General features: G+C 64.4%; 22 protein-coding genes. 6 read left to right on the top strand and 16 right to left on the bottom strand.

Translation table 11 applies throughout. The annotated features are described in order from the left end of the window. Positions 1-6 precede the first annotated feature (6 nt). The 3 genes from napE to B2P87_RS18165 all read right to left on the bottom strand — a co-directional run bounded on the left by napE (position 7) and on the right by B2P87_RS18165 (position 3,689). On the bottom strand, positions 7-156 hold the full coding sequence (gene napE / locus B2P87_RS18175; RefSeq protein ID WP_008553292.1) for a periplasmic nitrate reductase, NapE protein: 150 nt from the start codon (positions 154-156) through the stop codon (positions 7-9). A 436-nt stretch (positions 157-592) separates the two neighbouring features. Continuing rightward, a complete protein-coding gene (gene gyrB / locus B2P87_RS18170; protein ID WP_141891822.1) occupies positions 593-3,010 on the bottom strand; it encodes a DNA topoisomerase (ATP-hydrolyzing) subunit B in 2,418 nt (805 codons plus the stop codon). An 85-nt stretch (positions 3,011-3,095) separates the two neighbouring features. After that, a complete protein-coding gene (locus B2P87_RS18165) occupies positions 3,096-3,689 on the bottom strand; it encodes an NAD(P)H-dependent oxidoreductase (RefSeq protein ID WP_141891821.1) in 594 nt (197 codons plus the stop codon). A gap of 108 nt (positions 3,690-3,797) precedes the next feature. Between B2P87_RS18165 and B2P87_RS18160 the strand changes: the two genes are divergently transcribed. Beyond that, positions 3,798-4,391, top strand: a complete 594-nt coding sequence (locus B2P87_RS18160) for a TetR/AcrR family transcriptional regulator (RefSeq protein ID WP_141891820.1) — start codon at positions 3,798-3,800, stop codon at positions 4,389-4,391. Between the two features lie 9 nt (positions 4,392-4,400). On the opposite strand, the gene B2P87_RS18155 is transcribed toward B2P87_RS18160, so the two are convergent. From B2P87_RS18155 to B2P87_RS18105, 11 genes are all read right to left on the bottom strand, one after another. Beyond that, positions 4,401-5,021 carry a LysE family translocator gene (locus B2P87_RS18155; protein WP_141891819.1) on the bottom strand — a complete coding sequence of 207 codons (621 nt, stop codon included), beginning with the start codon at positions 5,019-5,021 and terminating at the stop codon, positions 4,401-4,403. Continuing rightward, the gene (gene recF, locus B2P87_RS18150; RefSeq protein WP_141891818.1) at positions 5,018-6,115 is read right to left on the bottom strand and encodes a DNA replication/repair protein RecF; all 1,098 of its coding nucleotides are present in this window, start codon (positions 6,113-6,115) and stop codon (positions 5,018-5,020) included. Before recF ends, B2P87_RS18155 begins: the two co-directional genes overlap by 4 nt. Positions 6,116-6,211: 96 nt before the next feature. Then, on the bottom strand, positions 6,212-7,333 hold the full coding sequence (gene dnaN / locus B2P87_RS18145; RefSeq protein WP_008555993.1) for a DNA polymerase III subunit beta: 1,122 nt from the start codon (positions 7,331-7,333) through the stop codon (positions 6,212-6,214). A gap of 256 nt (positions 7,334-7,589) precedes the next feature. Further along, the gene (locus B2P87_RS18140; RefSeq protein ID WP_141891817.1) at positions 7,590-10,040 is read right to left on the bottom strand and encodes a GcvT family protein; all 2,451 of its coding nucleotides are present in this window, start codon (positions 10,038-10,040) and stop codon (positions 7,590-7,592) included. Positions 10,041-10,123: 83 nt separating this feature from the next. Beyond that, positions 10,124-11,137, bottom strand: a complete 1,014-nt coding sequence (locus tag B2P87_RS18135) for a GlxA family transcriptional regulator (RefSeq protein ID WP_141891816.1) — start codon at positions 11,135-11,137, stop codon at positions 10,124-10,126. Between the two features lie 30 nt (positions 11,138-11,167). Then, positions 11,168-12,064: a homocysteine S-methyltransferase family protein gene (locus B2P87_RS18130; RefSeq protein WP_141891815.1), complete on the bottom strand. Its 897-nt coding sequence runs from the start codon at positions 12,062-12,064 to the stop codon at positions 11,168-11,170. 124 nt (positions 12,065-12,188) lie between these two features. Continuing rightward, positions 12,189-14,636 carry a GcvT family protein gene (locus B2P87_RS18125; protein ID WP_141891814.1) on the bottom strand — a complete coding sequence of 816 codons (2,448 nt, stop codon included), beginning with the start codon at positions 14,634-14,636 and terminating at the stop codon, positions 12,189-12,191. Between the two features lie 15 nt (positions 14,637-14,651). Continuing rightward, on the bottom strand, positions 14,652-15,023 hold the full coding sequence (locus tag B2P87_RS18120; RefSeq protein ID WP_141891813.1) for a GFA family protein: 372 nt from the start codon (positions 15,021-15,023) through the stop codon (positions 14,652-14,654). Positions 15,024-15,032: 9 nt separating this feature from the next. Next, positions 15,033-15,602 carry a helix-turn-helix domain-containing protein gene (locus tag B2P87_RS18115; RefSeq protein WP_141891812.1) on the bottom strand — a complete coding sequence of 190 codons (570 nt, stop codon included), beginning with the start codon at positions 15,600-15,602 and terminating at the stop codon, positions 15,033-15,035. 197 nt (positions 15,603-15,799) lie between these two features. After that, entirely contained in the window at positions 15,800-16,255 is a 456-nt protein-coding gene (locus tag B2P87_RS18110; protein ID WP_141891811.1) for a GAF domain-containing protein, read from the bottom strand. A gap of 95 nt (positions 16,256-16,350) precedes the next feature. Further along, positions 16,351-17,523, bottom strand: a complete 1,173-nt coding sequence (locus B2P87_RS18105) for a thiolase family protein (RefSeq protein WP_141891810.1) — start codon at positions 17,521-17,523, stop codon at positions 16,351-16,353. A gap of 94 nt (positions 17,524-17,617) precedes the next feature. On the opposite strand from B2P87_RS18105, the gene B2P87_RS18100 reads away from it, so the two are divergent. The 3 genes from B2P87_RS18100 to B2P87_RS18090 all read left to right on the top strand — a co-directional run bounded on the left by B2P87_RS18100 (position 17,618) and on the right by B2P87_RS18090 (position 20,333). Next, positions 17,618-17,962 (top strand): STAS domain-containing protein, encoded by a 345-nt coding sequence (locus B2P87_RS18100; protein WP_058285320.1) that lies wholly within the window; start codon positions 17,618-17,620, stop codon positions 17,960-17,962. A 34-nt stretch (positions 17,963-17,996) separates the two neighbouring features. Then, on the top strand, positions 17,997-18,446 hold the full coding sequence (locus B2P87_RS18095) for an ATP-binding protein (RefSeq protein WP_027245331.1): 450 nt from the start codon (positions 17,997-17,999) through the stop codon (positions 18,444-18,446). 312 nt (positions 18,447-18,758) lie between these two features. Then, positions 18,759-20,333, top strand: a complete 1,575-nt coding sequence (locus tag B2P87_RS18090; RefSeq protein WP_141891809.1) for a gamma-glutamyltransferase family protein — start codon at positions 18,759-18,761, stop codon at positions 20,331-20,333. 48 nt (positions 20,334-20,381) lie between these two features. Here B2P87_RS18090 and hspQ read toward each other — a convergent pair whose 3' ends face one another. Continuing rightward, entirely contained in the window at positions 20,382-20,708 is a 327-nt protein-coding gene (gene hspQ, locus B2P87_RS18085) for a heat shock protein HspQ (RefSeq protein WP_027245329.1), read from the bottom strand. Between the two features lie 86 nt (positions 20,709-20,794). On the opposite strand from hspQ, the gene B2P87_RS18080 reads away from it, so the two are divergent. Together B2P87_RS18080 and B2P87_RS18075 are read left to right on the top strand one after the other, a co-directional pair. Further along, positions 20,795-21,682: an AEC family transporter gene (locus B2P87_RS18080; protein ID WP_141891808.1), complete on the top strand. Its 888-nt coding sequence runs from the start codon at positions 20,795-20,797 to the stop codon at positions 21,680-21,682. 67 nt (positions 21,683-21,749) lie between these two features. Then, positions 21,750-22,337 carry a hypothetical protein gene (locus B2P87_RS18075; RefSeq protein ID WP_058285317.1) on the top strand — a complete coding sequence of 196 codons (588 nt, stop codon included), beginning with the start codon at positions 21,750-21,752 and terminating at the stop codon, positions 22,335-22,337. A gap of 242 nt (positions 22,338-22,579) precedes the next feature. Here B2P87_RS18075 and B2P87_RS18070 read toward each other — a convergent pair whose 3' ends face one another. Beyond that, positions 22,580-23,164: a LolA family protein gene (locus tag B2P87_RS18070; protein ID WP_058285316.1), complete on the bottom strand. Its 585-nt coding sequence runs from the start codon at positions 23,162-23,164 to the stop codon at positions 22,580-22,582. Positions 23,165-23,167: the final 3 nt, after the last annotated feature.

The raw sequence follows: 23,167 nt of genomic DNA, 5'->3' as shown, positions 1-23,167 counted from the left end.
GGCCTCTTAACCTGCGGGCGGGCCCAGGAAGATCTGGGAGATCCAGATAATCAGGCCGTAACCGCCGACAATTCCCACCGCCAGAACCGGCGCCAGGATGACGGCGAGAAACAGGAAAGTGTTCCGCTCTTCGGCTTTGGTTGGCTGTTCGGACATATGTGCCCTCCTTGGCTCTCACTTTCTCAGCGGAGCAGGCCAGCCAGGAAACGGTCATCTCAGATGCTGTTTTTCCAGGTCGGTCGCGCTTCGCTGGACCGGAGAATGCGGAGGACCAGCGACCGGCACCTTGATCTGAGTCATTTTCTAAGTGGTTGATTTGGAAATTCAAAACATTCAAATAATCAGAAGTAAGATTTGGTTGACCTAGCGCAACCTCTTCTGCTGCTGGTTGTTAAGAATTTCCAAAAGTAGCAACGCGGCGGCCGATCAAACGGCCTGAAGCCTGCGGGCGGCCGCGATCACAGAAGCGGGCAGACCCGTAATGGCGGCGCAAAGCCGCCGCCGGGTCCGAGGCGGGCAGCCCTCACCCGCACGCTCTGCCGGCCCTTGCCCCACAGCCGCAGGCGGTGGGGCAAGGGCTGCAAGGGAGGTTTTAGAAGTCCAGGTTTTCGACGCTGAGGGCGTTTTTCTGGATGAATTCCCGGCGGGGTTCCACGACGTCGCCCATCAGCTTGGTGAACAGGTCATCCGCTTCGACCATATCGTCGACGCGCACCTGCAGCAGCGTGCGGGCGTCCGGGTCCAGGGTGGTTTCCCATAGCTGGTCCGGGTTCATTTCTCCCAGGCCCTTGTAGCGCTGCAGGGTGAGGCCCTTCTCGCCCTCCTCCAGAATCGCCTGCAACAGGCCCAGCGGCCCGTGGATGAGCTGGCTGCGGTCGCGGCGCACCAGTTGGGCGGTGGCACCATAGATTTCCTGCAGGCTCTTGGTGAAGCTGCCGGTCTTGCGGGCCTCGCCGGAGCGCAGCATCGGGCCGTCCAGGGTGCGCACTTCCTCCACCCCGCGCAGGATGCGGGCCAGGCGGATGCCGTGGTCCTGGGTGATCCGGCCCTGCCAGCCGCGCTCGTATTCCAGCGCGATGGCGTCGAGGCGGGTCGCCACTTTGTCAGCAACCCCCTGCAGGTCGGAGTCCACAGCCCCGGGCACAAAGGCGCCGGCCACCGCGGCCTGCTCCAGAATGTGGCGCGGGTAATGGGTCGGGAAGGCATCCAGCACGCGCTTGAGCTGGCGCGCCTCATCCACCACGCGGGTCAGGTCGGCCCCGGCAATCTCGGAGCCGTCGCCCAGTTTCAGCAGCGCGCCATCGACGCCCTGGTTGATCAGATAATCATCCAGCGCCGCCTGATCCTTGAGGTAGACCTCCGACTTGCCGCGCGCGACCTTATAAAGCGGCGGCTGCGCAATGTAGAGGTAGCCGCCCTCGATCAGCTCCGGCATCTGGCGGTAGAAGAAGGTCAGCAGCAGCGTGCGGATGTGGGCACCGTCGACGTCAGCGTCGGTCATGATGACGATCTTGTGGTAGCGCAGCTTGGAGATGTCGAACTCATCCCGGCCGATGCCGGTGCCCAGCGCCATCACCAGGTTGCCGATCTCCTGGCTCGACAGCATCCGGTCGAAGCGCGCCCGTTCCACGTTCAGGATCTTGCCGCGCAGGGGCAGAATCGCCTGGGTCATCCGGTCCCGGCCCGTCTGGGCGGAGCCGCCGGCCGAGTCACCCTCGACCAGGAAGACTTCGGTCTTGGAGGGGTCTTTCTCGGAACAGTCCTTCAGCTTGCCCGCCAGATAGTTCACGTCCATCGCGGTCTTGCGGCGGGTCAGCTCGCGCGCCTTGCGGGCGGCCTCGCGCGCCAGCGCGGCTTCGACGATCTTGCCGACGATCTGCTTTGCCTGGTTGGGGTTTTCCTCGAACCATTCGGCCAGCTTTTCGCCCATCAGGCTCTCCACCACCGGGCGCACCTCGGAGGAGACCAGCTTGTCCTTGGTCTGGCTGGAGAATTTCGGGTCCGGCACTTTGACCGACAGAACACAGGTCAGCCCTTCGCGGGCGTCGTCACCGGTGAAGGAGACCTTCTCCTTCTTGGCGATGCCCGAACTCTGCGCGTAGTTGTTGATGGTCCGGGTCAGCGCACCGCGGAAGCCCGCCACATGGGTGCCGCCATCGCGCTGCGGAATGTTGTTGGTGAAGGGCAGCACCGTCTCATGGTAGCTGTCGTTCCACCACATGGCGATCTCGACGCCGATGTCGTCCTTTTCCCCCACGATGTAGACCGGAGTGTCCATCACCGGGGTCTTGTGCCGGTCAAGGTATTTGACGAACTCCCTGACGCCGCCTTCGTAATAGAGTTCGGCCATGAGCTTCTCCGCCGGGCGTTCGTCCTCCAGAATGATCCGCACACCGGAATTCAGGAAGGCCAGCTCACGCAGGCGTTTTTCCAGCGTCTCGAACGAATACTCCAGATTCGAGAACGTATCGGTCGACGCCATGAACCTGACCTCGGTGCCGGTCCGGTCGCCGCAATCGCCGACCACTTCCAGATGCTTGACGGTATCGCCGCGCTCGAACCGGGCGATGTGTTCCTTGCCGTCGCGCCAGATGCGCAGTTCCAGCCAGTCGGACAGCGCGTTCACCACGGAGACACCCACCCCGTGCAGACCGCCGGACACCTTGTAGGAATTGCTGTCGAACTTACCGCCGGCGTGCAGCTGGGTCATGATGACTTCGGCCGCCGAAACGCCTTCTTCCTCGTGGATGCCCACCGGAATCCCGCGCCCGTTGTCGCTGACGGAGACGCTGGAATCGGCGTGGATCTTGACGGTCACATGGTCGGCGTGGCCTGCCAGCGCTTCGTCGATGCCGTTGTCCACGACCTCATACACCATGTGATGCAGGCCCGAGCCGTCATCCGTGTCCCCGATGTACATGCCGGGGCGCTTGCGAACTGCCTCCAACCCTTTGAGAACCTTGATGGAATCCGCGCCATATTCTGCGGGGGCCTGCTCGTTTCCGGACATTCACATCTTCCTGTCTTAGCTTCGGGATTTTATACGAAGTCTGACCGGGAATGTCACGCGCAACCCCCCTTTTTTCTTGGCAGAATCAAGCCGCTTTGGCCCCCAGCCCGCTTGCCGTTCTAAGCCAGGTTCCGACCTTGGCCTGCGGCGCGTCCGTGGCCGGCGCAAACGTGGTGAACCGCGTGGGTTTGATGCCGACAAAGCCAAGGATTTGGCGGCTGATGAATTTCTTCACCGCGTTGCCGTAGAACAGCCGCAGCCACAGGGAAGGCGTGTCAGAGGTCAGCAGCACCCGGGCGGTCTTGCCGGTCAGCATCGGTGCCGGCAGGCCCATGAAATTGACGTTGCGGGTGTCAAAGGCGCGGCCTGGCAGCAAGGCCCGGTCAAACACCGCTTTCAGCTTGGCCGGCACCGCCCCCCACCACAGCGGCGCGGCCATCACCACGTGCTCCGACCACTCCAGATCCTCCAGAAAGGCGGCCAGATCCGGCTCCAGAGGTTTGGGGTTTTTGTACCCGCTCTGCCCGTAGTCCATATCGAACTGCATCTGCGAGATGTCGTGGCAGCGCACGTGGTGGCCGTTTGCCTCAGCCGCGGCCTGATAGGCGGCGCAGAGCGACTTCGACAACGAGGTTTGGCCAGGGTGGCCGTTCAGAATCAGGATTTTCCGGGAAGACATATCGGGCTCCGCAAGTTAAGTTGACCATGGTCACTTTATTGAACAAAAAATGACCTTGGTCAATTATAAAAATGACCGCGGTCAGTAATGAACTCGTGAGGCTGAGACATGACACGCGCACCGCAGAAACGGCGGCTGGAAACCCGGGCGAAACTGCTGCACGTGGCGGCCGCCATCGTGCAGGAGCAGGGCTACAGCGGATTGCGGGTGGAGGATGTGGTCGCCCGGGCCGGCGTGGCCAAGGGCACCCTGTTTTCCCACTTCAAGGACAAGGACGGGCTGCTGGCGGTCCTGATCGGGGAAGAGGTGACGCGCCTGCTGGACCGGATGGAAGATGAAGGCACCCCCGCAGACGTTGCCGCCCTGACCGCCCGGCTGGCGCCGCATCTGGACTATGTGGCGCAGGACCGGGTGATCTTTGACCTGCTCCTGCGCTATTCAGGCACCACCGCCGCGGAACCGGACGAAGTGGTGGCGGCCAGCTTCATCCGCCAGGTCACCATGCTGACAGGCTGGCTGCAAACCCTTCAGGCATCGGGCAAGGCCCGCCAGGACCAGCCGCCGGACCTGCTGGCGGAAGGCATCCAGGGTTTTCTCAACCATGTGCTGGGGGTGTGGTTCTGCGCCGGGCACGCAAACGACGCATCGCCCGCCCAGGCGCTCGAACCTTATCTGCAGGCCTGGCTGCAGCCGCCCGGCTAGAGGCGGCGCTCAGGTGAACGGAATCACCAGCCCCACCCCGATCAGCAGCCCGCCCGACACCAGGTTGATGCGCCGCCGGATCCGCGGGGAGGTCACCGCGCGCCGCACCCGGTGCACCATGCCCGCCAGCGCCAGGTTGCCGACCAGCGGGATCACGAAGGACAAGGTCACGATCGCAGCCACATCCGGCCAGGAGGTGCCCGACAGGTCAAAGAACCCCGGCAGCACCCCCATGTAGAACAGGATCGCCTTGGGATTGCCCAGGATCGCGGCAATCCCCGCCATGAACCCGGCCCAGACACCGGGCCGGGTGAGCGCCCGGTTTTCCTCTACCGCGTCGCCGGCATGACGGATCAGCAGATACCCCATGCCAAGGAACATCAGGCAGGCCACCCAGCGCAGCGCGGTCATGATGCCAGTGAATTCCGACACCACCCAGGACATGCCCGCCACCGCGATCAGCGGCCACAGGATATCGCCGCAGGCCACCCCCAGCGCCAGCGGCCAGGCCGCCTGGAACCCGCCCGAGACCGAGCGCGCCACCAGCGCCAGCCAGACCGGACCCGGGGTCAGGAACAGGATCAGCAGTGCGCCCGCATAAAGGGTCAGGTCCCAAGGCGTGACGGTCATTTCTGCAAAACCTCCGAGGTGCCGCCGCGGTCGGAGACTTCCAGCATCTGCGCGCGGCCTTCCAGTTCGGCGAACAGCTCCGGCCCGGTGCCGGTCATCCAGGCCTGGGTGCCAAGCGCGCAGATCTCGTCATAAAGCGCGGCCCGGCGGCCCGCGTCCAGATGCGCCGCCACCTCGTCCAGCAGCAGGATCGGCGGCGCCCCCTCGCGCTGCGCCAGCGCCCGCGCGTTGGCCAGGATCAAGGACACCAGCAGCGCCTTCTGCTCTCCGGTGGAGCAATCCTTGGCCGGGATGCCCTTGGCCCGGTAGGTGCCGATCAGGTCGGTCCGGTGCGGCCCCACCAGGGTGCGGCCCGCCGCCAAATCGCGGAACCGGCTTTCCTGCAGCGCCTCTTTGAAATCGGTCTCGGAGGACGGCATGCTGCCCTCCGACTGCAGCAGTTCCAGCTCCGCGGCGGGGAAGGCGGTTTCCGCCTCCGCCTGCGCCTGCTGCAGCAGCTCCACCGCCTGCACCCGCGCCGCATGAATCCGGTGCCCGGCGGCGGCCATGCGGTCCTCCAGAACCCGGTACCAGGCGGCATCGCGCACCTGCTCCTTCAGCAGCCGGTTGCGCTCACGCATCGCTTTTTCATAGGCCAGCGAGGCCTCGGCATGGCCGGGCTCGAAACTCAGCGCGATCCGGTCCAGAAACCGCCGCCGCCCCTCCGCCGCCTCGATCCACAGCCGGTCCATTGCCGGGATCAGCCAGACCACCCGCGCCACCTGCCCCAGCGCCAGCTGGCTGGCGGACTTGTTGTCGATCTTCACCTGCCGGGCAGCGCCGCCCTCGGACCAGGTTTCCACTTCATAGGCCTGCGTGGGCGCCCGCAGCTCCCCCCTCAGCTTCCAGCCCAGCGCTTCCGGCTGGCGCGCCATCTCCGCCGCGCTGGCCCGGCGCAACCCGCGGCCCGGCGAAAACAGCGACACCGCTTCCAGGATGTTGGTCTTGCCCGCACCGTTGTCGCCGCAGATCGCCACCGGCCGCCCGTCCAAACGCAATTCCGCCCGCAAATGCGAGCGGAAATGGGACAGGGTCAAGGCAGTCAGGGCCAGCACGAGGCGCGCTCCCTTTTCATCTTTCAAAAATACTCGCGTCCCGCTGCCCGGCAGGCGGCTTTGCCGCCGAGAGGGGAGGCAGCGCCGTCAGGCGCTTCAGACCCGCATCGGCATGACGACGTAAACGGCACTTTCGTCGTTGCCTTCGCGCATCAGGGTCGGATCACCGGAGGAGTTGAACATGAACACGGCGTTTTCGCGGTCCACCTGGTTGGCAATCTCCAGCAGGTATTTCGCATTAAAGCCGATCTCCAGCCGCTCGTCATTATAGGCAACCGCCAGTTCTTCCTCGGCGGCACCGCTGTCGGGCGCATTGACCGACAGGATCAGACGGTCCTCTTCCAGCTGCAGCTTCACCGCGCGGGAGCGTTCGGAGGAGACGGTGGCAACCCGGTCGACCGCCTGGGCAAACTCGGCCGCATCGACCTCAAGGCGGCGGGTGTTGCCGGCCGGGATCACGCGGGTGTAGTCGGGGAAGGTGCCGTCGATCACCTTGGAGGTCAGGGTGATGTTCGGGGTCGCAAAACGCACCTTGGTTTCAGAGACAGACACGGCAATGTCCATGTCATCCTCGTCCAGCAGCTTGCGCAGCTCGCCCACGGTCTTGCGCGGCACGATCACGCCCGGCATGTCCTCGGCGCCCAGCGGCAGCTCCGCGTCGATGCGGGCCAGGCGGTGGCCATCGGTGGCGACCGCGCGCAAGGCTTTGCCGCCTTCGGCGCCATTGGCAACGTGCAGGTAGACACCGTTCAGGTAATAGCGGGTTTCTTCGGTGGAGATTGCGAATTTCGACTTGTCGAACAGGCGGCGCAGCACTGCGGCCTTGGCGGCGAAATTCGAGTGGTATTCGGACGATGCCATCACCGGGAAATCCTCCCGCGGCAGGGTCGCCAGCGAGAAGTTGGAGCGCCCGGCCTCAACCGCCAGACGGCCGGTTGCGGCGTCAGCGGTCAGCGTCACCAGCGCGCCGTCGGGCAGCTTGCGGACAATCTCGTGCAGGGTGGTGGCGGCCACGGTGGTGGCGCCGGCCCGCTCCACCTGGGCGGGGGCCTTGTCGACCACCTCGATATCCAGGTCGGTGGCACGGAACTGGACGCTGTCGCCCTCGGCTTCGATCAGCACATTCGCCAGAATCGGAATGGTGTTGCGGCGCTCGACCACAGACTGCGCCTGAGCCACAGCCTTGAGAAGCGTGCCGCGTTCGATGCTGATCTTCATATCCCAAATCCTCTTCGTCAGGCCCGTGTCATTGGCCGGGACAAGCAACCTACCTGTTTACCCCTGCCGTACAAGGCTTTTTATGGATTTCTCCAAGGGATTTCCGGCGGGGTCAAGAGGCGGCGGACGGCCAGACGGCGAAACCCCGGGAAGCGTTGCAGCGGAACCCGCAAGGTTCCCGTAAGGCAGCCGCAAAAAACGCCCCGGCGCCGGGACCGGGGCGCGGCAGAGGCTGGTGAAACCGCTAAAGGAAGGTCTAGGCCTTCACCCGCTCCGATTTCGGATCGTACATCGGCTTCAGCGCGGCCTCGGCCTTCACCTTCACGCCGCAAACGTCGATTTCGTAGGTGGAGCCCAGCACATCGGCTGCGCTTTCGCCCTCGCACGGGACATAGCCCATGCCGATCGCAGCGCCCAGCGTGTGGCCGTAGTTGCCGGAGCTGAGGTAGCCCACGTATTTGCCGTCGCGGATGATCGGTTCGTTGTGAAACAAGAGCGGCTCGGGGTCGGTCAGCTTGAACTGAACCATGCGGGCCTTGGGGCCGGTTTCCTTGCGCTCCAGCACCGCAGCCTTGCCGATGAAGTCATCCTTGCCGGTGGCGACCGCAAAGCCCAGGCCCGCGTCGATCACATTGTCCTCGCAAGTGATGTCGTGGCCGAAGTGGCGGAAGCCCTTCTCGATCCGGCAGCTGTCCATCATGTGCATACCGCAGAGCTTCAGCCCCATGTCCTGGCCAGCCTCCCAGAGGGTTTCGAACGCGTGGCCGGACATCTCAGCCGGGATGTAGATCTCCCAGCCCAGTTCGCCCACATAGGTCACCCGGTGGACGCGGGCGAGGCCCATGCCCAGCTCGATCTCCTGCGCGGTGCCGAAGGGGTTCACTTCGTTGGAGAAATCATTGGGCGAGACCCTCTGCAACAGCTTGCGCGCGTTCGGCCCCATCACGGCCAGCACACCCTCGCCTGCGGTCACATCGGTGAGCACGACGTTGAAACCGCCCTTGTTGCGCATCATCCAGGTCTGATCCGCCAGACGGGTCACTGCTGGGGTCACCACCAGATAGACGGTCTCAGACAGTCGGGTGACGGTCACATCCGCCTCGATGCCGCCGCGCGGGTTCAGGAACTGGGTGTAGACGATCTTGCCCGCGGGGACCGAGACATTGGCGCCGCAGATGTAATTCAGGAACTTCTCCGCATCCGGGCCTTCGACGCGGATCTTGCCGAAGGAGGACATGTCGTACATGCCGGCATTTTCCCGCACGGCGCGGTGTTCGGCGGCAGCGTTCTCGAACCAGTTCTGGCGCTTCCAGCTGTACTGGTACTCCCGCTCCTGGCCCGCGTTTGCGAACCAGTTGGCGCGCTCCCAGCCGCCGATCTCGCCGAAGACGGCACCCTGTTCCTTCAGATGATAGTGGAACGGGGTCCGGCGCACGCCGCGGGCGGTGGCCTTCTGGCGATAGGGGAAGTGGTCCGCATAAAGCAGGCCCAGCGTCTCTTTCGAGCGCTCGAACAGGTAATGCTTGTTGCCCTGGAACGGGTGCATCCGGGAGATGTCCACATCGCCAAGGTCAAACGGCTTCTGGCCGTCCTTCATCCACTGCGCCAGCGCCATGCCGGCACCGCCTGCAGACTGGATGCCGATCGAGTTGAAGCCTGCCGCGACCCAGAAATTGTCCATCTCCGGCGCCAGGCCCAGATGGTAGGCGTCGTCCGGGGTAAAGGATTCCGGGCCATTGAAGAAGGTGTGAATGCCCGCCTCCGCCAGCATCGGCATCCGGTTGCAGGCGGCTTCCAGGATCGGCTCGAAGTGGTCGAAGTCCTCGGGCAGCTGGTCGAATTCAAAGCTGTCCGGAATGCCGTTCATCGCCCAGGGTTTGGCGTTCGGTTCAAAGGCGCCCAAGAGGATCTTGCCGGCGTCCTCCTTGTAGTAGGCGCATTCATCCGGCACCCGCAGCACCGGCATCTGGGTCAGGCCTTCGATGCCTTCGGTCACGATGTAGAAGTGCTCGCAAGCGTGCAGCGGCACGTTGACGCCTGCCATGCGGCCGACCTCATGCCCCCACATGCCGGCGCAGTTCACCACCATGTCGCATTCGATATGGCCCTGCGCCCCGCCATCGTCGCTGACCCAGTCCACACCGGTGACGCGGCGGCCCTGTTTGGCGATGCCGGTAACCTTGATGCGTTCCTTGACCAGCGCGCCGCGCTGGCGGGCGCCCTTGGCCAGGGCCAATGCGATGTTGGCCGGATCCGCCTGCCCGTCGGTCGGCAGCCAGACGCCGCCGGTCACGCCGTCCAGATTGATGTGCTCATAGCGCTCCTTCACCTCCTTGGGCGACAGCTCCTCCACCGGCACGCCAAAGGCGCGGGCCATGGCGGCGTTGCGGTACAGCTCCTCAAGCCGCTCATGGGTCAGCGCCGCCGACACCGAACCGACCTGGCGCATGCCGGTGGCGACGCCGGTTTCCGCCTCAAGCCCCATGTACAGCTCTGCCGAATAGCGGGCGAGCTTGGTCATGTTGGAGGACGCGCGCAGCTGGCCGATCAGGCCCGCTGCATGCCATGTGGTGCCGGAGGTCAGCTGCTTGCGCTCCAGCAGCACCACATCCTGCCAGCCGAGCTTGGTCAGGTGATAGGCCACCGAGCAGCCGATCACACCGCCGCCGATAATGACCACGCGGGCCTTGTTGGGAAGATCGCTCATGTCATCGCTCCACAATCAGTGTCCTGGCCGGATTATCACGGACAGGCGGCGCAAAATGCATCAAAAACGTCAGACCCCCGGCGCTATTCTCCGGCCTTCAGGATATTTTCCGATCCGTCCTCCCCCAGCCTGCGGCGCTTGCGCAAGGCAAAGGGGGTGATGCCGAAAAAGCTTTTGTAAAGGCTGGAAAACCCGTTTGGAAACCCGCAGGCGAGGCCGATTTCGCGCACGCTCATGGTGGTGTTGAGCAGGAGGTTGTTGGCCTTGGACAGCCGCATTTCGCGGTAGAAACCGTTGGGGGTGGTGCCGAGGAACGTCCTGAACTTGCGCTCCAGCGAGCGGGTGGAGATGCCCAGCTCATCGACGATATCGCTGATTGGCACAGGTTCTTCGATATTGTCCTGCATGATGCGGATGCAGTGGTCCAGGTCGCTGTCGCCGGTGATGGTCGGCTTGGCGCCGGCAAAGGGCTGCAGCGAGGAGAAATCGCGCACCTGTTCATGCAGCATGATGTTGCCCACGGTCATCTGCGCGGCGGCAGAGGTGAGCCGCCCGACCAGCGCCAGGATGATATCCACGGTCGATCCCATGCCAGCGCAGGTCACCACCAGCCCGTCCTCGCTGGCCAGCGCGTGGCTGGAATCGGTCAGCCCCATCCGTTCGCGCAGAAGGGCGGAGTTTTCCCAATGGGTGGTGAGCCGCCCGGACGCCCCGCCCTGGTCGCGGATATACCGCGCCGCAGCCTCAGCCAGCAGGTAGACCTTGATGCCGCGGCAGGTGTAGCTGGAGATCACCCGGCCCAGGCTGAGGCCCGGGTGGTCAGGGTCGGAGTTGCCAAGGAAGAAGGCGAAATCGGCGTCCGGCTTGGCCGCAAAAGGTTCGGTATCAAGGCTGAGGCCCGCGCGGCAGCCGACGCGGCCGCCCTGCAGCGAGCGTACCCTCCATTTGAACGGTGGCTGGGCCAGCACCCGGTTGGCGATCCTGAGCACCTCAAGTATCGCCGACATTTCGACCAGGACAAAGCCTTCGGTGACGATGATGTCGATGGTCCAGACCCGGGCCGGATCCGCGGCTTTGGGTTTTTCCGGAGCAGCCATGCCAATCCCCCCTCCCCTGGGCAGACGATGTCAGACGATCCGATGCCCGGCCGCACGCAGCTGGCGGGCCAGTTCGGCAATGTGATCCGGGCCGATTTCGCAGCAGCCGCCGACGATGGTTGCGCCCTGGGCAACCCAGCCCATCGCAAGGGCCGCATAAGGTTCGGGCCCCAGATCCCGGCGCTGCTCCAGCGCGTCGACGGTCGGCGCATCCTTCAGGAAGCCTTCGGAGATCCGGGTGAAGCCGTTGGCATAGGCGCCAAACGGCTTGCCGAAGCCTTTGATGATGTCCAGCCCGCTGCCGACAACCTCAGGCCGCGAACAGTTGATCAGGACCGCATCGGGCTGGAACTCCTCAACCAGCGGCGCAAGCGCTGCCAGCGGTTCTCCGGAACGCAGCCGGGTGCCATCGTCGTCCTTCACGGACACGGCCAGCCAAACCGGCTTGTCGGTGCCCGCGCAGCCCAGCAGCGCGCCTTTGGCCTGCTCAACGGAAGACACGGTTTCGATCAGGAACAGATCAGCCGAAGGGTCAAGCCGCGAGACCAGCTCTGCATAGATATGTTTCGCTTCATCGTGCGGCGGGCAGATGTCCGGACGGTAGGAGGCAATCAGCGGCCCCAGCGCAGCAGCGATGCGCCCGGAGCCATGCGCATCCCGGGCAGCCGTCGCCTGTGCCGCGGCTTTCTCCAGCAGCTCTTCGAAATGGTCCTCGATGCCGGCGCGCTTCAGACGGTCGCGCAGCACGGCATAGGTGTTTGTCGTGGCAATCGTCGCGCCTGCGGCGAAATAATCGGCATGGATGCTGCCAACCACTTCGGGCCGGTCCATCATGACGGCAGTAGACCAGAGCGGCGTTGCCCGGTCGCCGGAGCGTTTGACAACCTCCTGCCCGATCGAGCCGTCCAGAAGCGTGATTTCCGCCATACCAAACCATCCTTTTTACCGGTGCCAAGCGCCGCCAGGTTACAGGAACCGGTCCGGCGGCGCAGGCTGTTTTGCAATGCGGCACCAGCCCGGGCAGATCGCGGCCCGGGCAGTTGCCGTTAGATCAGGCGCGCAACCGCGCGTTCGCCGGATCCCACAGCGGCTCGTCCTTCTGAACCACCGCGCGGTATTTCTCGCCGTAGATCTCGACCTCCAGCCCGGTTCCCGGCACCGCCAGATCGGCGCGCACCATGCCCAGCGCGATGGAGGCATTCACACGGTAGCCCCAGTCGCCGGAAGTGGTTTCGCCCACGATTTCCCCGTCCTTCCAGATGCAGGACATGTAGGGCGCATCCGCCTCACCGGCGTCGACAATCAGGGTGACAAAGGATTTCTTCACCCCCCGCTGCTTTTCGGCCTGGATCGCGGCCTTGCCCGGGAAATCCTGCGGTTTGTCCAGCTTGACGAACCGTTCCAGCCCGCCTTCAAGCAGCGAATAGTCGGTGCTGAGATCACCCTTCCAGGTGCGGTAGCCCTTTTCGATGCGCAGGGCGTTCAGCGCGTACATGCCAAACGGCTTGGCGCCGCCCGCCAGCAGGGCCTCGTAAATCTCCTGCTGATGCGCGTTGGCGCAATGGACCTCCCAGCCCAGCTCGCCGGCAAAGGACACCCGCGCCAAAAAGGCGGGCTTGCCCGCGACGGTGGCTTCCTGATGGGTCAGCCAGCCCAGCGACAGATCGGCATCCGAGATGCCCGCCAGCAGCTCCCGCGATTTCGGGCCGGTGACGATCATGGTCGCAAAGTCCGTGGTGCGGTCGGTCAGGGTCAGCCCCTCGGGCAGTGCTTTGCGCAGGATCTCGAAGTCGTGCCACTGGGCCGACCCTGCGGTGATCAGGGTGAAGTGGTCCTCGCCATGGCGGATGCAGGACATCTCCGTCAGGATGCGGCCGCGGTTGTCCGAGAAGTAGACCAGGTTCATCCGGCCCGCCTTGGGCAGACCCCCGGTGATCATCCCGCGCAGAAACTCGGCTGCGCCCTCACCGTCCAGGTTGAAGCGGGAGAAACCCGGCAGGTCCAGCACGCCAACACCGTCGCGGACCGCTTCGCATTCTTCCTTGATCCGCTGCTGCCACGGGCCGGAGCGGCCCCAGGTATGGGTGGCCTCCTCGGAGGTGTCGTCACCGTCCTTTGCAAACCAGTTGGCGCGCTCCCAGCCGTTGTAGGCGCCCATCTGGCCGCCCAGTTCCTTGATACGGCCATGCACCTGGCTGACCTTCTTGCCGCGCGCGGCCGGCCATTCGTGGTGCGGGAAGTGCATGGCGTATTCGTTGCCGTAGACCTCCATGCCTTTCTTGTTGCAGTAGTCCTGATCGGTGTAGTCGGTATAGCGGCGCGGATCGACCGCCCACATGTCCCACTCGGTCTGGCCGTCGGCGATCCATTCCGCCAGCACCTTGCCGGCACCGCCGCCCTGAGCGATGCCAAAGGTAAAGACGCAGGCCTCAAACGCGTTGTCCACACCCGGCATCGGGCCAATCAGCGGCAGCCCGTCGGGGGCATAGGGGATCGGGCCGTTGATCACGCTGGAGACACCGGAGGACGCCATCAGCGGCACCCGCTCCATCGCGTCGGTCACGATATCCTCGATCCGGTCCAGATCGTCCGACCACAGCTGGAACGAAAAATCGTCCGGCATCCGGTCGTCCTCGGTCATCCAATGGCCTTTGCAGTTCGGCTCATACGGCCCGAGGTTGTAGCCATTCTTTTCCTGACGCAGGTAATAGGACACATCCACGTCGCGGATCAGCGGGAGTTTCTTGCCGGTCTTCTTGGTGTGCTCTTCGATCTCGGGGATTTGTTCGGTCAGCAGATACTGGTGGCTCATCACCATCATCGGCACGGTGCGGCCGCCATAGGGCTTGAACCACTCTCCGACACGCTGGGCATAATAACCGGCGGCGTTCACCACATAATCACAGGCGATATCGCCCTTCCCGGTATGCACGATCCAGGTCTTGTCTTCCTTCTGGGTGACACCGGTTGCCGGGCAGAAGCGGATGATCCTCGCGCCCATGTCGCGGGCGCCCTTGGCCAGCGCCTGCGTCACCTGCGCCGGGTCGATGTCGCCGTCTGACGGATCCCACAGCACCCCCTTCAGATCGTGGGTTTCCAGGAACGGATAGCGCTCCTTGGCCTGCTCAGGCGTCCAGATTTCCATCCCGATGCCCTGGTAGCGGCCCATCGAACAGGCGCGCTCAAACTCCTGCATCCGCTCCTTGGTATGGGCCAGACGGATCGAACCGGTCTGGTGGTAATTCATCGGGTAATCGACCTCTTCGCCGAGGCGGGAATACAGTTCGGTCGAATAGCGCTGCATGTTCATGATCGACCAGGAGGTCGAAAAGGTCGGGACATTGCCCGCCGCGTGCCAGGTCGAGCCTGCCGTCAGCTCGTTCTTCTCCAGGAGCACGCAGTCGGTCCAGCCCTTCTTGGCCAGGTGATAGAGTGCCGAACAGCCGACGACGCCGCCGCCGATGATGACCACACGGGCCTTTGATGGAAAATCGGACATGATTGCTCCCTGATGTCAGTCCTCTTGCGGCACGCCGTCCGCGATGTCGTAGTAATCGCCCTTGGAGGCGGTAAAGATGTGCTTTTCGATGCTGAGTCCGGTGGCCCCGTCGACAGCGCCCAAAGCGAAACTGGTGGTGTCTTCGCCCTTGCCTTTCCAGAACAGGAAGCAGCCGCAGCGCGGGCAGCTGCCGCGTTTGGCCTGCGGCGTTGCCTCGAACCAGCTTACCGGACCAGTGATGATAAGATCCTCGTCGCGCACCTGCGCAGAGGCCCAGATGCCGCCCGACTGCTTGCGGCACTGGCTGCAATGGCACATCGAGGCACCCTGCGGCCGGGCCGCGGTTTCAAACCGGATGTCGCCGCACAGGCAGGAACCCTTGATCATCATCCCCTCCTAATAAACCGGCGGCGCGATCACCCAGACCGCCACGGCGGGCGCGTCATAGGGGTTCGACCACTGATAAGGCTCGTGCCTGATCCGGAAGCTGTCGCCAGGACCGACGGTGAAGCTGCGGCCGCCGATCAGCAGGTCCAGCCTGCCCGAGATCATGTAGCCGACCTCCTGCGTGGGCCGGTTGGCCGGTGTCTGCATCTGCGAGTGCGGCCGGAAGGTGGAATGCACCATCTCGAAATCGTCGGTCAGATCGGGCGACAGAAGCTCTTCGATCAGCCCCTCCTCGCCCGAGCCCATCGGACGGCGGGAGCCCGCGCGCACGATATAGCCGTGCTCATCCGCCGGGGCGCCGGAGTGGGCAAACAGCATCGACATCGGCACCCCCAGCGCCTCGGCAATCTGCCGCAGGTCGGAGATCGACGGCTCGGACATGTCGCGCTCCACCTGGCTCAGCCAGCCGACCGAGCGGTTCAGCACCGCGGCAATATCCGTCAGCGTCAGCCCGCGCGCCTTGCGCAAGGCCCGGATATCGGCCCCCAGTGTCGCTGCTGCCAGGGTTTGGTCGTTCACAGCCTCTCTCCCCGCTCGTGAAAAATTCCGCTCTATTTTCACGATGACCTGAGTCTGTGAAATTTCCAAGCATTTTTTCACGGAAGGCTTTTCCCATGAAAAAAACCCTGCGCATCAAGGCGCCGGGTTCTTTCATCTTTCAAGAAATACTCTGGGGTGAGGCCGCCAGGCCGAGGGGCAAAGCCCCTGCAGCCGAATCAGCTGCGGCCGAACACCTGCCGCAGGATCGCAGCCAGCTTGTCCGCGTCTTCCTGGGTGAAGGCATCGGGCTGGTCACTGTCGATGTCAAACACCCCGATCAGCTCCCCGGCGCCGTTCCAGACCGGCAGCACCAGTTCCGACCGGGTGGAAGAGGCACAGGCGATATGGCCGGGAAAGGCGTCCACATCGGGCACCAGCTGCACCGCGCCGCTGCGCGCAGCCGCACCGCAGACGCCGCGGGAGAACGGGATCTGCAGGCAGCCATGACCGCCCTGATAGGGGCCGATCTTCAGCAGCTCCGGTGCCGCAACGCGGTAAAAGCCGGTCCAGTCGAACCGGCCGTCGGCGTGATGCACCTCGCAGGCGACGGTGGCCATCAGCGCCACTTCGTCCGTCTCGCCTTCGGTCAGCGATGCGACGGTCTTGGCCAGGGTTTCGTAATCGGCCCGCATGGGCTTGCTCTCCTTCAACGCAGCAGAGGGGGCTGTCTGCCCCCTCTTGACCTCGCGGTCAATTCACCCCCGAGAGTATTTTGCAAAGGTGAAGGTCACACCCGCTCGATCGCAATCGCGGTGCCTTCGCCGCCGCCGATGCAGATGGCGGCCACGCCGCGCTTGAGGCCGCGCTTTTCCAATGCGTTCAGCAGGGTCACCATGATCCGCGCACCGGAGGCGCCGATCGGGTGGCCCAGCGCGCAGGCGCCGCCGTTCACATTCACCTTGTCGCGCGGCAGGCCCATTTCGTGCATGAAGGCCATCGGCACCACGGCAAAAGCCTCATTCACCTCCCACAGATCGACGTCCTCAACCGTCCAGCCGATGGATTTCAGCAGCTTCTGCGCGGCCGGAACCGGTGCGGTGGTGAACCAGCCCGGCGCCTGCGCGTGGCTGGCATGGCCCAGGATGCGGGCGCGGGCCTTCAGGCCCTGGGCCTCGGCAGCCTCAGCGGAGGCCAGCACCAGCGCCGCGGCGCCGTCCGAAATGGAGGAGGCATTGGCGGCGGTCACGGTGCCGTCCTTGCGGAACGCCGGTTTCAGCGTCGGGATCTTTTCCGGGCGTGCCGATTTCGGCTGTTCATCCGCATCCGTCACCACTTCGCCCTTGCGGGTTTTCACGGTCACGGCGGCGATTTCGCCGTCAAAGGCGCCGCTCGCCTGCGCGTCCAGCGCGTTGGACAGCGATTTCAGCGCATATTCGTCCTGGGCTTCGCGGGTGAACTGATACTTTTCCGCGCAGTCCTCGGCAAAGGTGCCCATCAGGCGGCCCTTGTCATAGGCATCTTCCAGCCCGTCCAGGAACATGTGGTCGATCACCTGGCCGTGGCCGATGCGGGCGCCGCCGCGCATTTTCGGCAGGATGTAGGGGGCATTGGTCATGCTCTCCATACCGCCGGCGATCATCGTGTCCGCGTGGCCCAGCGCAATCTGGTCAAAGGCGATCATTGCCGCCTTCATGCCCGAGCCGCACATCTTGTTGAGAGTGGTGGCCGGCACCTCTTCGCCCAGACCGGCCGCAAACCCGGCCTGGCGCGCCGGCGCCTGGCCCTGGCCCGCAGGCAGCACACAGCCCATCAGCACCTCGTCGACAGTGGATGCGCCGGCCCCTTCGAGGGCCGCCCGGATGGCCGCGCCGCCAAGCTCCGAAGCCGTCACCCCGTCGTACATCCCCTGGAACCCGCCCATCGGCGTCCGGGCTGCTCCGGCGATAACAACATCTTTCATGCAATTTTCCTCCAATCGTCAAAATTATACCTACAGAAAAGTAAGCTTTGCGGTCTAGAGTGCATCCAAATAACGTTACATCCCGGGGGAAGAAATGAGCCTGACGACCACCATGACGGACGATGTCCAGATCGTCAAAGTCAATGCCGAACGTATTGACGCCGCCATGGCCATCCAATTCAAAGAGGACATGCGGACGGAAACCGAAAGCGGACCCAGCCGCGTGATTCTGGACCTGTCCGAAGTCCAGTTCATCGATTCCAGCGGGCTTGGCGCGATTGTCGCTGCGATGAAGCAGCTGGGCGGCAGCCGCAAGCTGGACCTCGCCGGGCTGACCCCGATGGTGGAAAAGGTTTTCCGGCTGACCCGGATGGACACGGTCTTTGACCTCTATGGTTCGCTGAGCGAAGCAACCGCGCCTGCTAACGCAAATTCCTGAAGACGATGCGCTGGCGGCGCAAAGCGAGAAATTTATGGTAAAAACCTTTGCCTGCTCGTTCACAGCCACAAATCTGGATGCCCGCCAGGGGATCCAGTCCGTGGTCAGCAAACTGCGGTCCCTGGGGGTTCCAGGGGCCCGCGTGGACGAGGTGCAAATTGCCCTGACCGAAGCCGTGAACAACGTGGTCGAACATGCCTATGAAGGCAGCCCCCCCGGCGACGTCCGGATCAGGGGAGAGCTGTTCCCGGAACGTCTGTGGATCAGCATTCAGGATGCCGGCAGCCCGTTCCCCAAGGGCGAACTGCCCGAGGGCAAGCCCGCCGACGTCAGCGGACCCGCCGACAGCCTGCCCGAAGGCGGCTTTGGCTGGTTCCTGATCCGGGAGCTGGCAAGCCAAGTCCAGTATGAGCGGTCGGAGGGAAACAACAACCTGTCGCTCTGCTTTGAAATCCAGGTCACCAGCCCTTCTGCAAACTCCTGAGCCAGATCCTGCCCCCGCCCGCAGGCAGCCCGCCGGTTAGCTGCATTTTTAACGCTCCGCCACACCGGCGCCGCATTCCCGGCCAACCGCAGCCCAATACATATGCGAAACCTTACCTGTAGCTGAAACGAGCTTCCCCTGGTGCCGCGTATCCTAGCCCCCACCAGTGCACGGCACCGGGGACACTTCTTTCGGACTGCGCTCCCGCTTTTTGGCCCGTAACGTTCCGTCCCGCTGCACCGGGCAGGAAATTTTATTGCCTTCCCGCACCGCCTGCCTAGGCTCTGTCCGGCAGCAGCAAGGAGCCGGAGCATGCGCGACTTTCATCTTCCCGGGCGGTCAGCCGTTTTCGCAGGCAACGGCCTGTGTGCAACCTCTCATCCGCTGGCGGCCGGCGTTGCGGTGGATATCCTCAAGCGCGGCGGCAATGCGATGGATGCGGCGCTGGCCGGGGCTGTGCTGCTGGGCATTTGCGAGCCGCAGATGACCGGGATCGGCGGCGACTGCTTTGTGCTGTATTCGCGGCCGGGCAGCGGCGTTCAGGCGCTGAACGGATCCGGCTGCGCGCCCGCGGCCGCCAGCGCCGGCGCCATGCGGGAGCAGGGCCTGGGCGCAGTGCCGCTGGGCAGCCCCGAGTCCGTTACCATCCCTTGCGCAATCGACGCCTTCTGCCGCCTTGCCGAACGCGAGGGCCGGCTGGGGCTCGATACGCTGCTTCAGCCCGCGATAGATTATGCCGCAGAAGGCGTGCCGGTGGCTCCGCGCACGGCTTTCGATTGGAAGAATGGCGCCGCCACCCTGCAAGGCGCGGCCCGGCGCCACTACCTGCGGGACGGGCAGCCCCTGCGCAGCGGTGAGGTGTTCCGCGCGCCCGGTCAGGCCGAGGTGCTGCGCCGCATCGCCAGGCACGGGCGGGATGCGTTTTATACTGGCGAAGTGGCCGAGGATATGGTCCAGGCGCTGGCCGCAGCAGGCGGCGTTCACACGCTGGAGGATTTTGCCGCCGCAACCAGTTTTGCAACACAGCCGGTAACCGGCCAGTACAAGGCACGCGAACTGGCCGAGCATCCGCCCAACGGCCAGGGCGCCACGGCGATCCTGCTGCTGAATATCCTCAAGCACTTTGACCTTTCGCGGATGGAGCCGTTCGGGGCCGAGCGCGCGCATATCGAGGCCGAGGCCGCCAAGCTCGCCTATGATGCGCGCAACCGGTTTCTGGCCGATCCTGACCACACCTCGCGGCTGGCGCATATGCTGGCGCCGGAAAACGCTGCCAGGCTTGCCGCGCTGATCGATCCCAAACGCGCCATGCCCGCCGCCGCGCCGCTGAGCGAGGCTGTGCACAAGGATACGGTCTATATCACCGTGGTGGACAAGGACCGGATGGCAGTGTCGCTGATCTATTCTATTTTCCACGGCTTCGGGTCCGGCCTCGCGTCGGAAAAGTTCGGCATCCTGCTGCAGAACCGCGGCGCGGGGTTTTCGCTGGAGGAAGGCCACCCGAACGAGCTTGGCCCCGGCAAACGGCCGATGCACACGATTATCCCCGCCATGCTGCAACAGGACGGAGAGGTGATCATGCCCTTTGGCGTGATGGGCGGCGGTTACCAGCCCGCGGGTCATGCCCGGCTTGTCTCGAACCTCTTGGATTTCGGCATGGATCTGCAATCCGCCATAGACGCCCCGCGCATCTTTGCAGACGGCGGCGTCCTGAAGGTCGAGCGCGGATATGCGGCACCGGTTCATCAGGCCCTTGCGGACCTGGGGCACCGCATAGAGGTCCCGGACACACCGCTGGGTGGGGCGCAGGCCATCCGGATCCATGCCTCAGGCGTTCTGGAAGGCGCCAGCGATCCGCGCAAGGACGGCTGTGCGCTGGGGTATTGACGGGCAGATCTGCCGCTGCTCCGGGCAACGGCCCGGCAGGTGCGGCCCTCAGTTCAGCTGGTAGTGCAGCGCATAGGCGCCGCCGTCAAAAGTGCCGAACATCTCCGGCACGTCCGGGTGGCCGACCGGCTCGCCGGAATAATCCGCCACCAGGTTCTGCTCCGAGACATAGGCCACGTAGTAGCTTTGGTCATTCTCCGCCAGCAGATGATAAAAGGGCTGATCCTTCACCGGACGGCTGTCTTCGGGAATTGCTTCGTACCATTCTTCGGTGTTGGAGAATTCCGGATCGACGTCGAAAACCACCCCGCGGAAGGGGTGCTTCCGGTGGCGGACGACCTGCCCAAGATTGTATTTCGCTCGTGTTCTCAACATGGTCATGTTAGCCCCCGTTCTTTGTAAATAGCGCGCGCGCGCAGCAATTGTCCAACTCTTGACGCAAATTTTCGGGGAAACAGATTGTGAACCTGGCTTTGACAGTGCTCGAAATCACCGCTCCGGTGTTCTTCCTCGCCTCTGCCGGGTTCGTCTGGGTAAAGCTCGGGTTTGAGTTCCGGACCCAGTTTGTCACCCGGCTGGCGATGACGCTGGCGGTGCCCTGCCTGATCTTCACCGCGCTGATGAACACCAGCCTGGACAAGGGCGCGCTGGGGACGTTTGTGCTGGCCGCGCTGGCGGGCCATGCGGTGATGGCGGCGGCGGGTGAAATCCTTTGCCGCTTCAGCGGGCTGGAGCGGCGGACCTATCTGGCGCCGTTCATCTTCGGCAACACCGGCAACCTGGGTATTCCGCTGGCGATGTTTGCTTTTGGCGAGGCCGGGCTTGGCTATGCCGTCGTCATGCTTGCGGTGTCTGCCATCCTGTCCTTCACCTATGGCATCTACCTGGTGGCCGGGCACAGCGCGGGCAGCAAGGCCATCCGGGAGCCGATGGTCTGGGCGACGCTGCTGGGGGCGCTGTTTCTGTGGCAGGACTGGCACACTCCGCGCTTTCTGACCAACGCGCTGGAGCTGACCGGACAGATGGCGGTGCCGCTGATGCTGATTACGCTGGGCACCGCCGTGGCCCGGCTGACACCCGGGGAGACCGGCAAGGCAGTTGCGCTGTCGCTGGTAAAGTTTCTGGTCAGCGCCGCCGCGGGCTGGGGGCTGGCGGCGGCTTTCGGGCTGGATCCGGCGGCCTCTGGCGTGCTGATCCTGCAGCTGGCCACCCCCGTCGCCGTCACCGCCTACCTGCTGGCGGAGAAATTCGAGGCCGATTCCAGCGCCGTGGCGGGTCTTGTGGTGGTCTCGACCCTGATGTCAGCGCTGCTGTTGCCGCTGTTGCTGAGCCAAGTGCTGGAAATTTGATTTTCACACCCGCCGCAATCCGCTAGACTTTCAGAAAACATAGCCAATACAAAAATGGGCTGAGGCAATGAGCAGATTCCTGAGCGCCCTTGTTCTCCTGATGGCGGTAGCGTCATGCGGAGGCGGGCACAAAGCGCCGCCGCGCAACCTGGATAACGCGTGCAGCATTATCCAGCAGCGGCCAGAGTACCTGAAAGCATTCCGCGCCACCCAGCGCCGCTGGGGCGTGCCGGTGCATGTGCAGATGGCGACCATCTATCACGAAAGCCGCTTCCGCGGCGATGCCCGCACGCCGCACCAGTTCCTGCTGGGCGTGATCCCGGTCGGGCGGCAATCCAGCGCCTATGGCTACAGCCAGGCCCTGGACGGCACCTGGGACGATTACCGCCGCGACACCGGACGCCGCCGGGCCAAGCGCGACCGCATCAGCGACGCCACCGATTTCATGGGCTGGTACATGCGCAAGAGCTACGAGAAAAACGGCATCCCGCTTTATGACGCGCGCAACCAGTACCTGGCCTATCACGAAGGCCATTACGGCTATGCCCGCGGCAGCTACCGCTCCAAGTCCTGGCTGATGCGCGTCGCCGGACAGGTGGAGTCCCGCGCCCAGACCTACCAGGCGCAGCTCGCCACCTGCCGCAAATTCCGCTGAGGCGCAGCAGGCGGGGCACTCCCGCCCGCTTCGGAGGCTTTCTGGCGAAAGCCACTCAGCCGTTGGGCCGGGCACCGCGCTGAAGCGCGGTGCGGTCCCGTGCCGATTGCCCCGTTACAGCAGGAAAAACGCGGTTGCGCGCCGGGCGCCAGCCCGGCGCCGGGCCCAAGGCCGCCAGGCGGTTCCGGCAAAGCCAGCGCCGCCGCGGGCGCGGGAGCCGCTGTTGCGCTGAGGATCGTGCCTTAGCGGGACCTGCCGCTGGTGGTGAACAGGCTGGAGGACAGCTTCTGGCCGGTTTTCATCGCGCCCAGGATCACGGTTGTCTTGCCGCCTGCGCTGTCATGGATCACCCATTTGCGCAGCTCCACCGGATCACCGGTGAACATCATCTCGATACTGCCGTAATCCGGATGCTCCGGATCCTGCGCCCGCACGATGGTCGAGGTGCCGTCAAAGCTGTGCCCCACCACCATATTGGCGCGGCCCAGGTCCACCCGGCGGTCGAGGATGATCGACAGCGGCGTCCGCTTCAGCGGATAGGTCTCCGGCGGCTGGTTCGACTTGGGGTCGTGGATCACCACCGCCCCGCCGCCGGCCACCACCGTGCCGCCGCCTTTGCCGTCATACTCAAACCGCATCCGGCCCGGCCGGTGCATGTACAGCTTGCCGGTCGACAGGCTGCCGTCCTCGTTGATTTGGGTGAAGGGGGATGACGCCGTGGAGATCCCGTTCAGATAACGGGAAATCTCGTTCAGGCTCAATTTCTCTGCCGCCCAGGACGCCGGCGCGGCGAGGGTCAGCGCAATGGCAAGTGCAATCCGTTTCATGAG

Origin of the sequence: Leisingera sp. UBA4491, assembly GCF_002388965.1 — a bacterium.
GTDB classification, from domain to species: domain Bacteria; phylum Pseudomonadota; class Alphaproteobacteria; order Rhodobacterales; family Rhodobacteraceae; genus Leisingera; species Leisingera aquaemixtae.
Note: the sequence above shows the minus strand (reverse complement) of the source record. Positions and strands in the feature narration are given on the sequence as shown.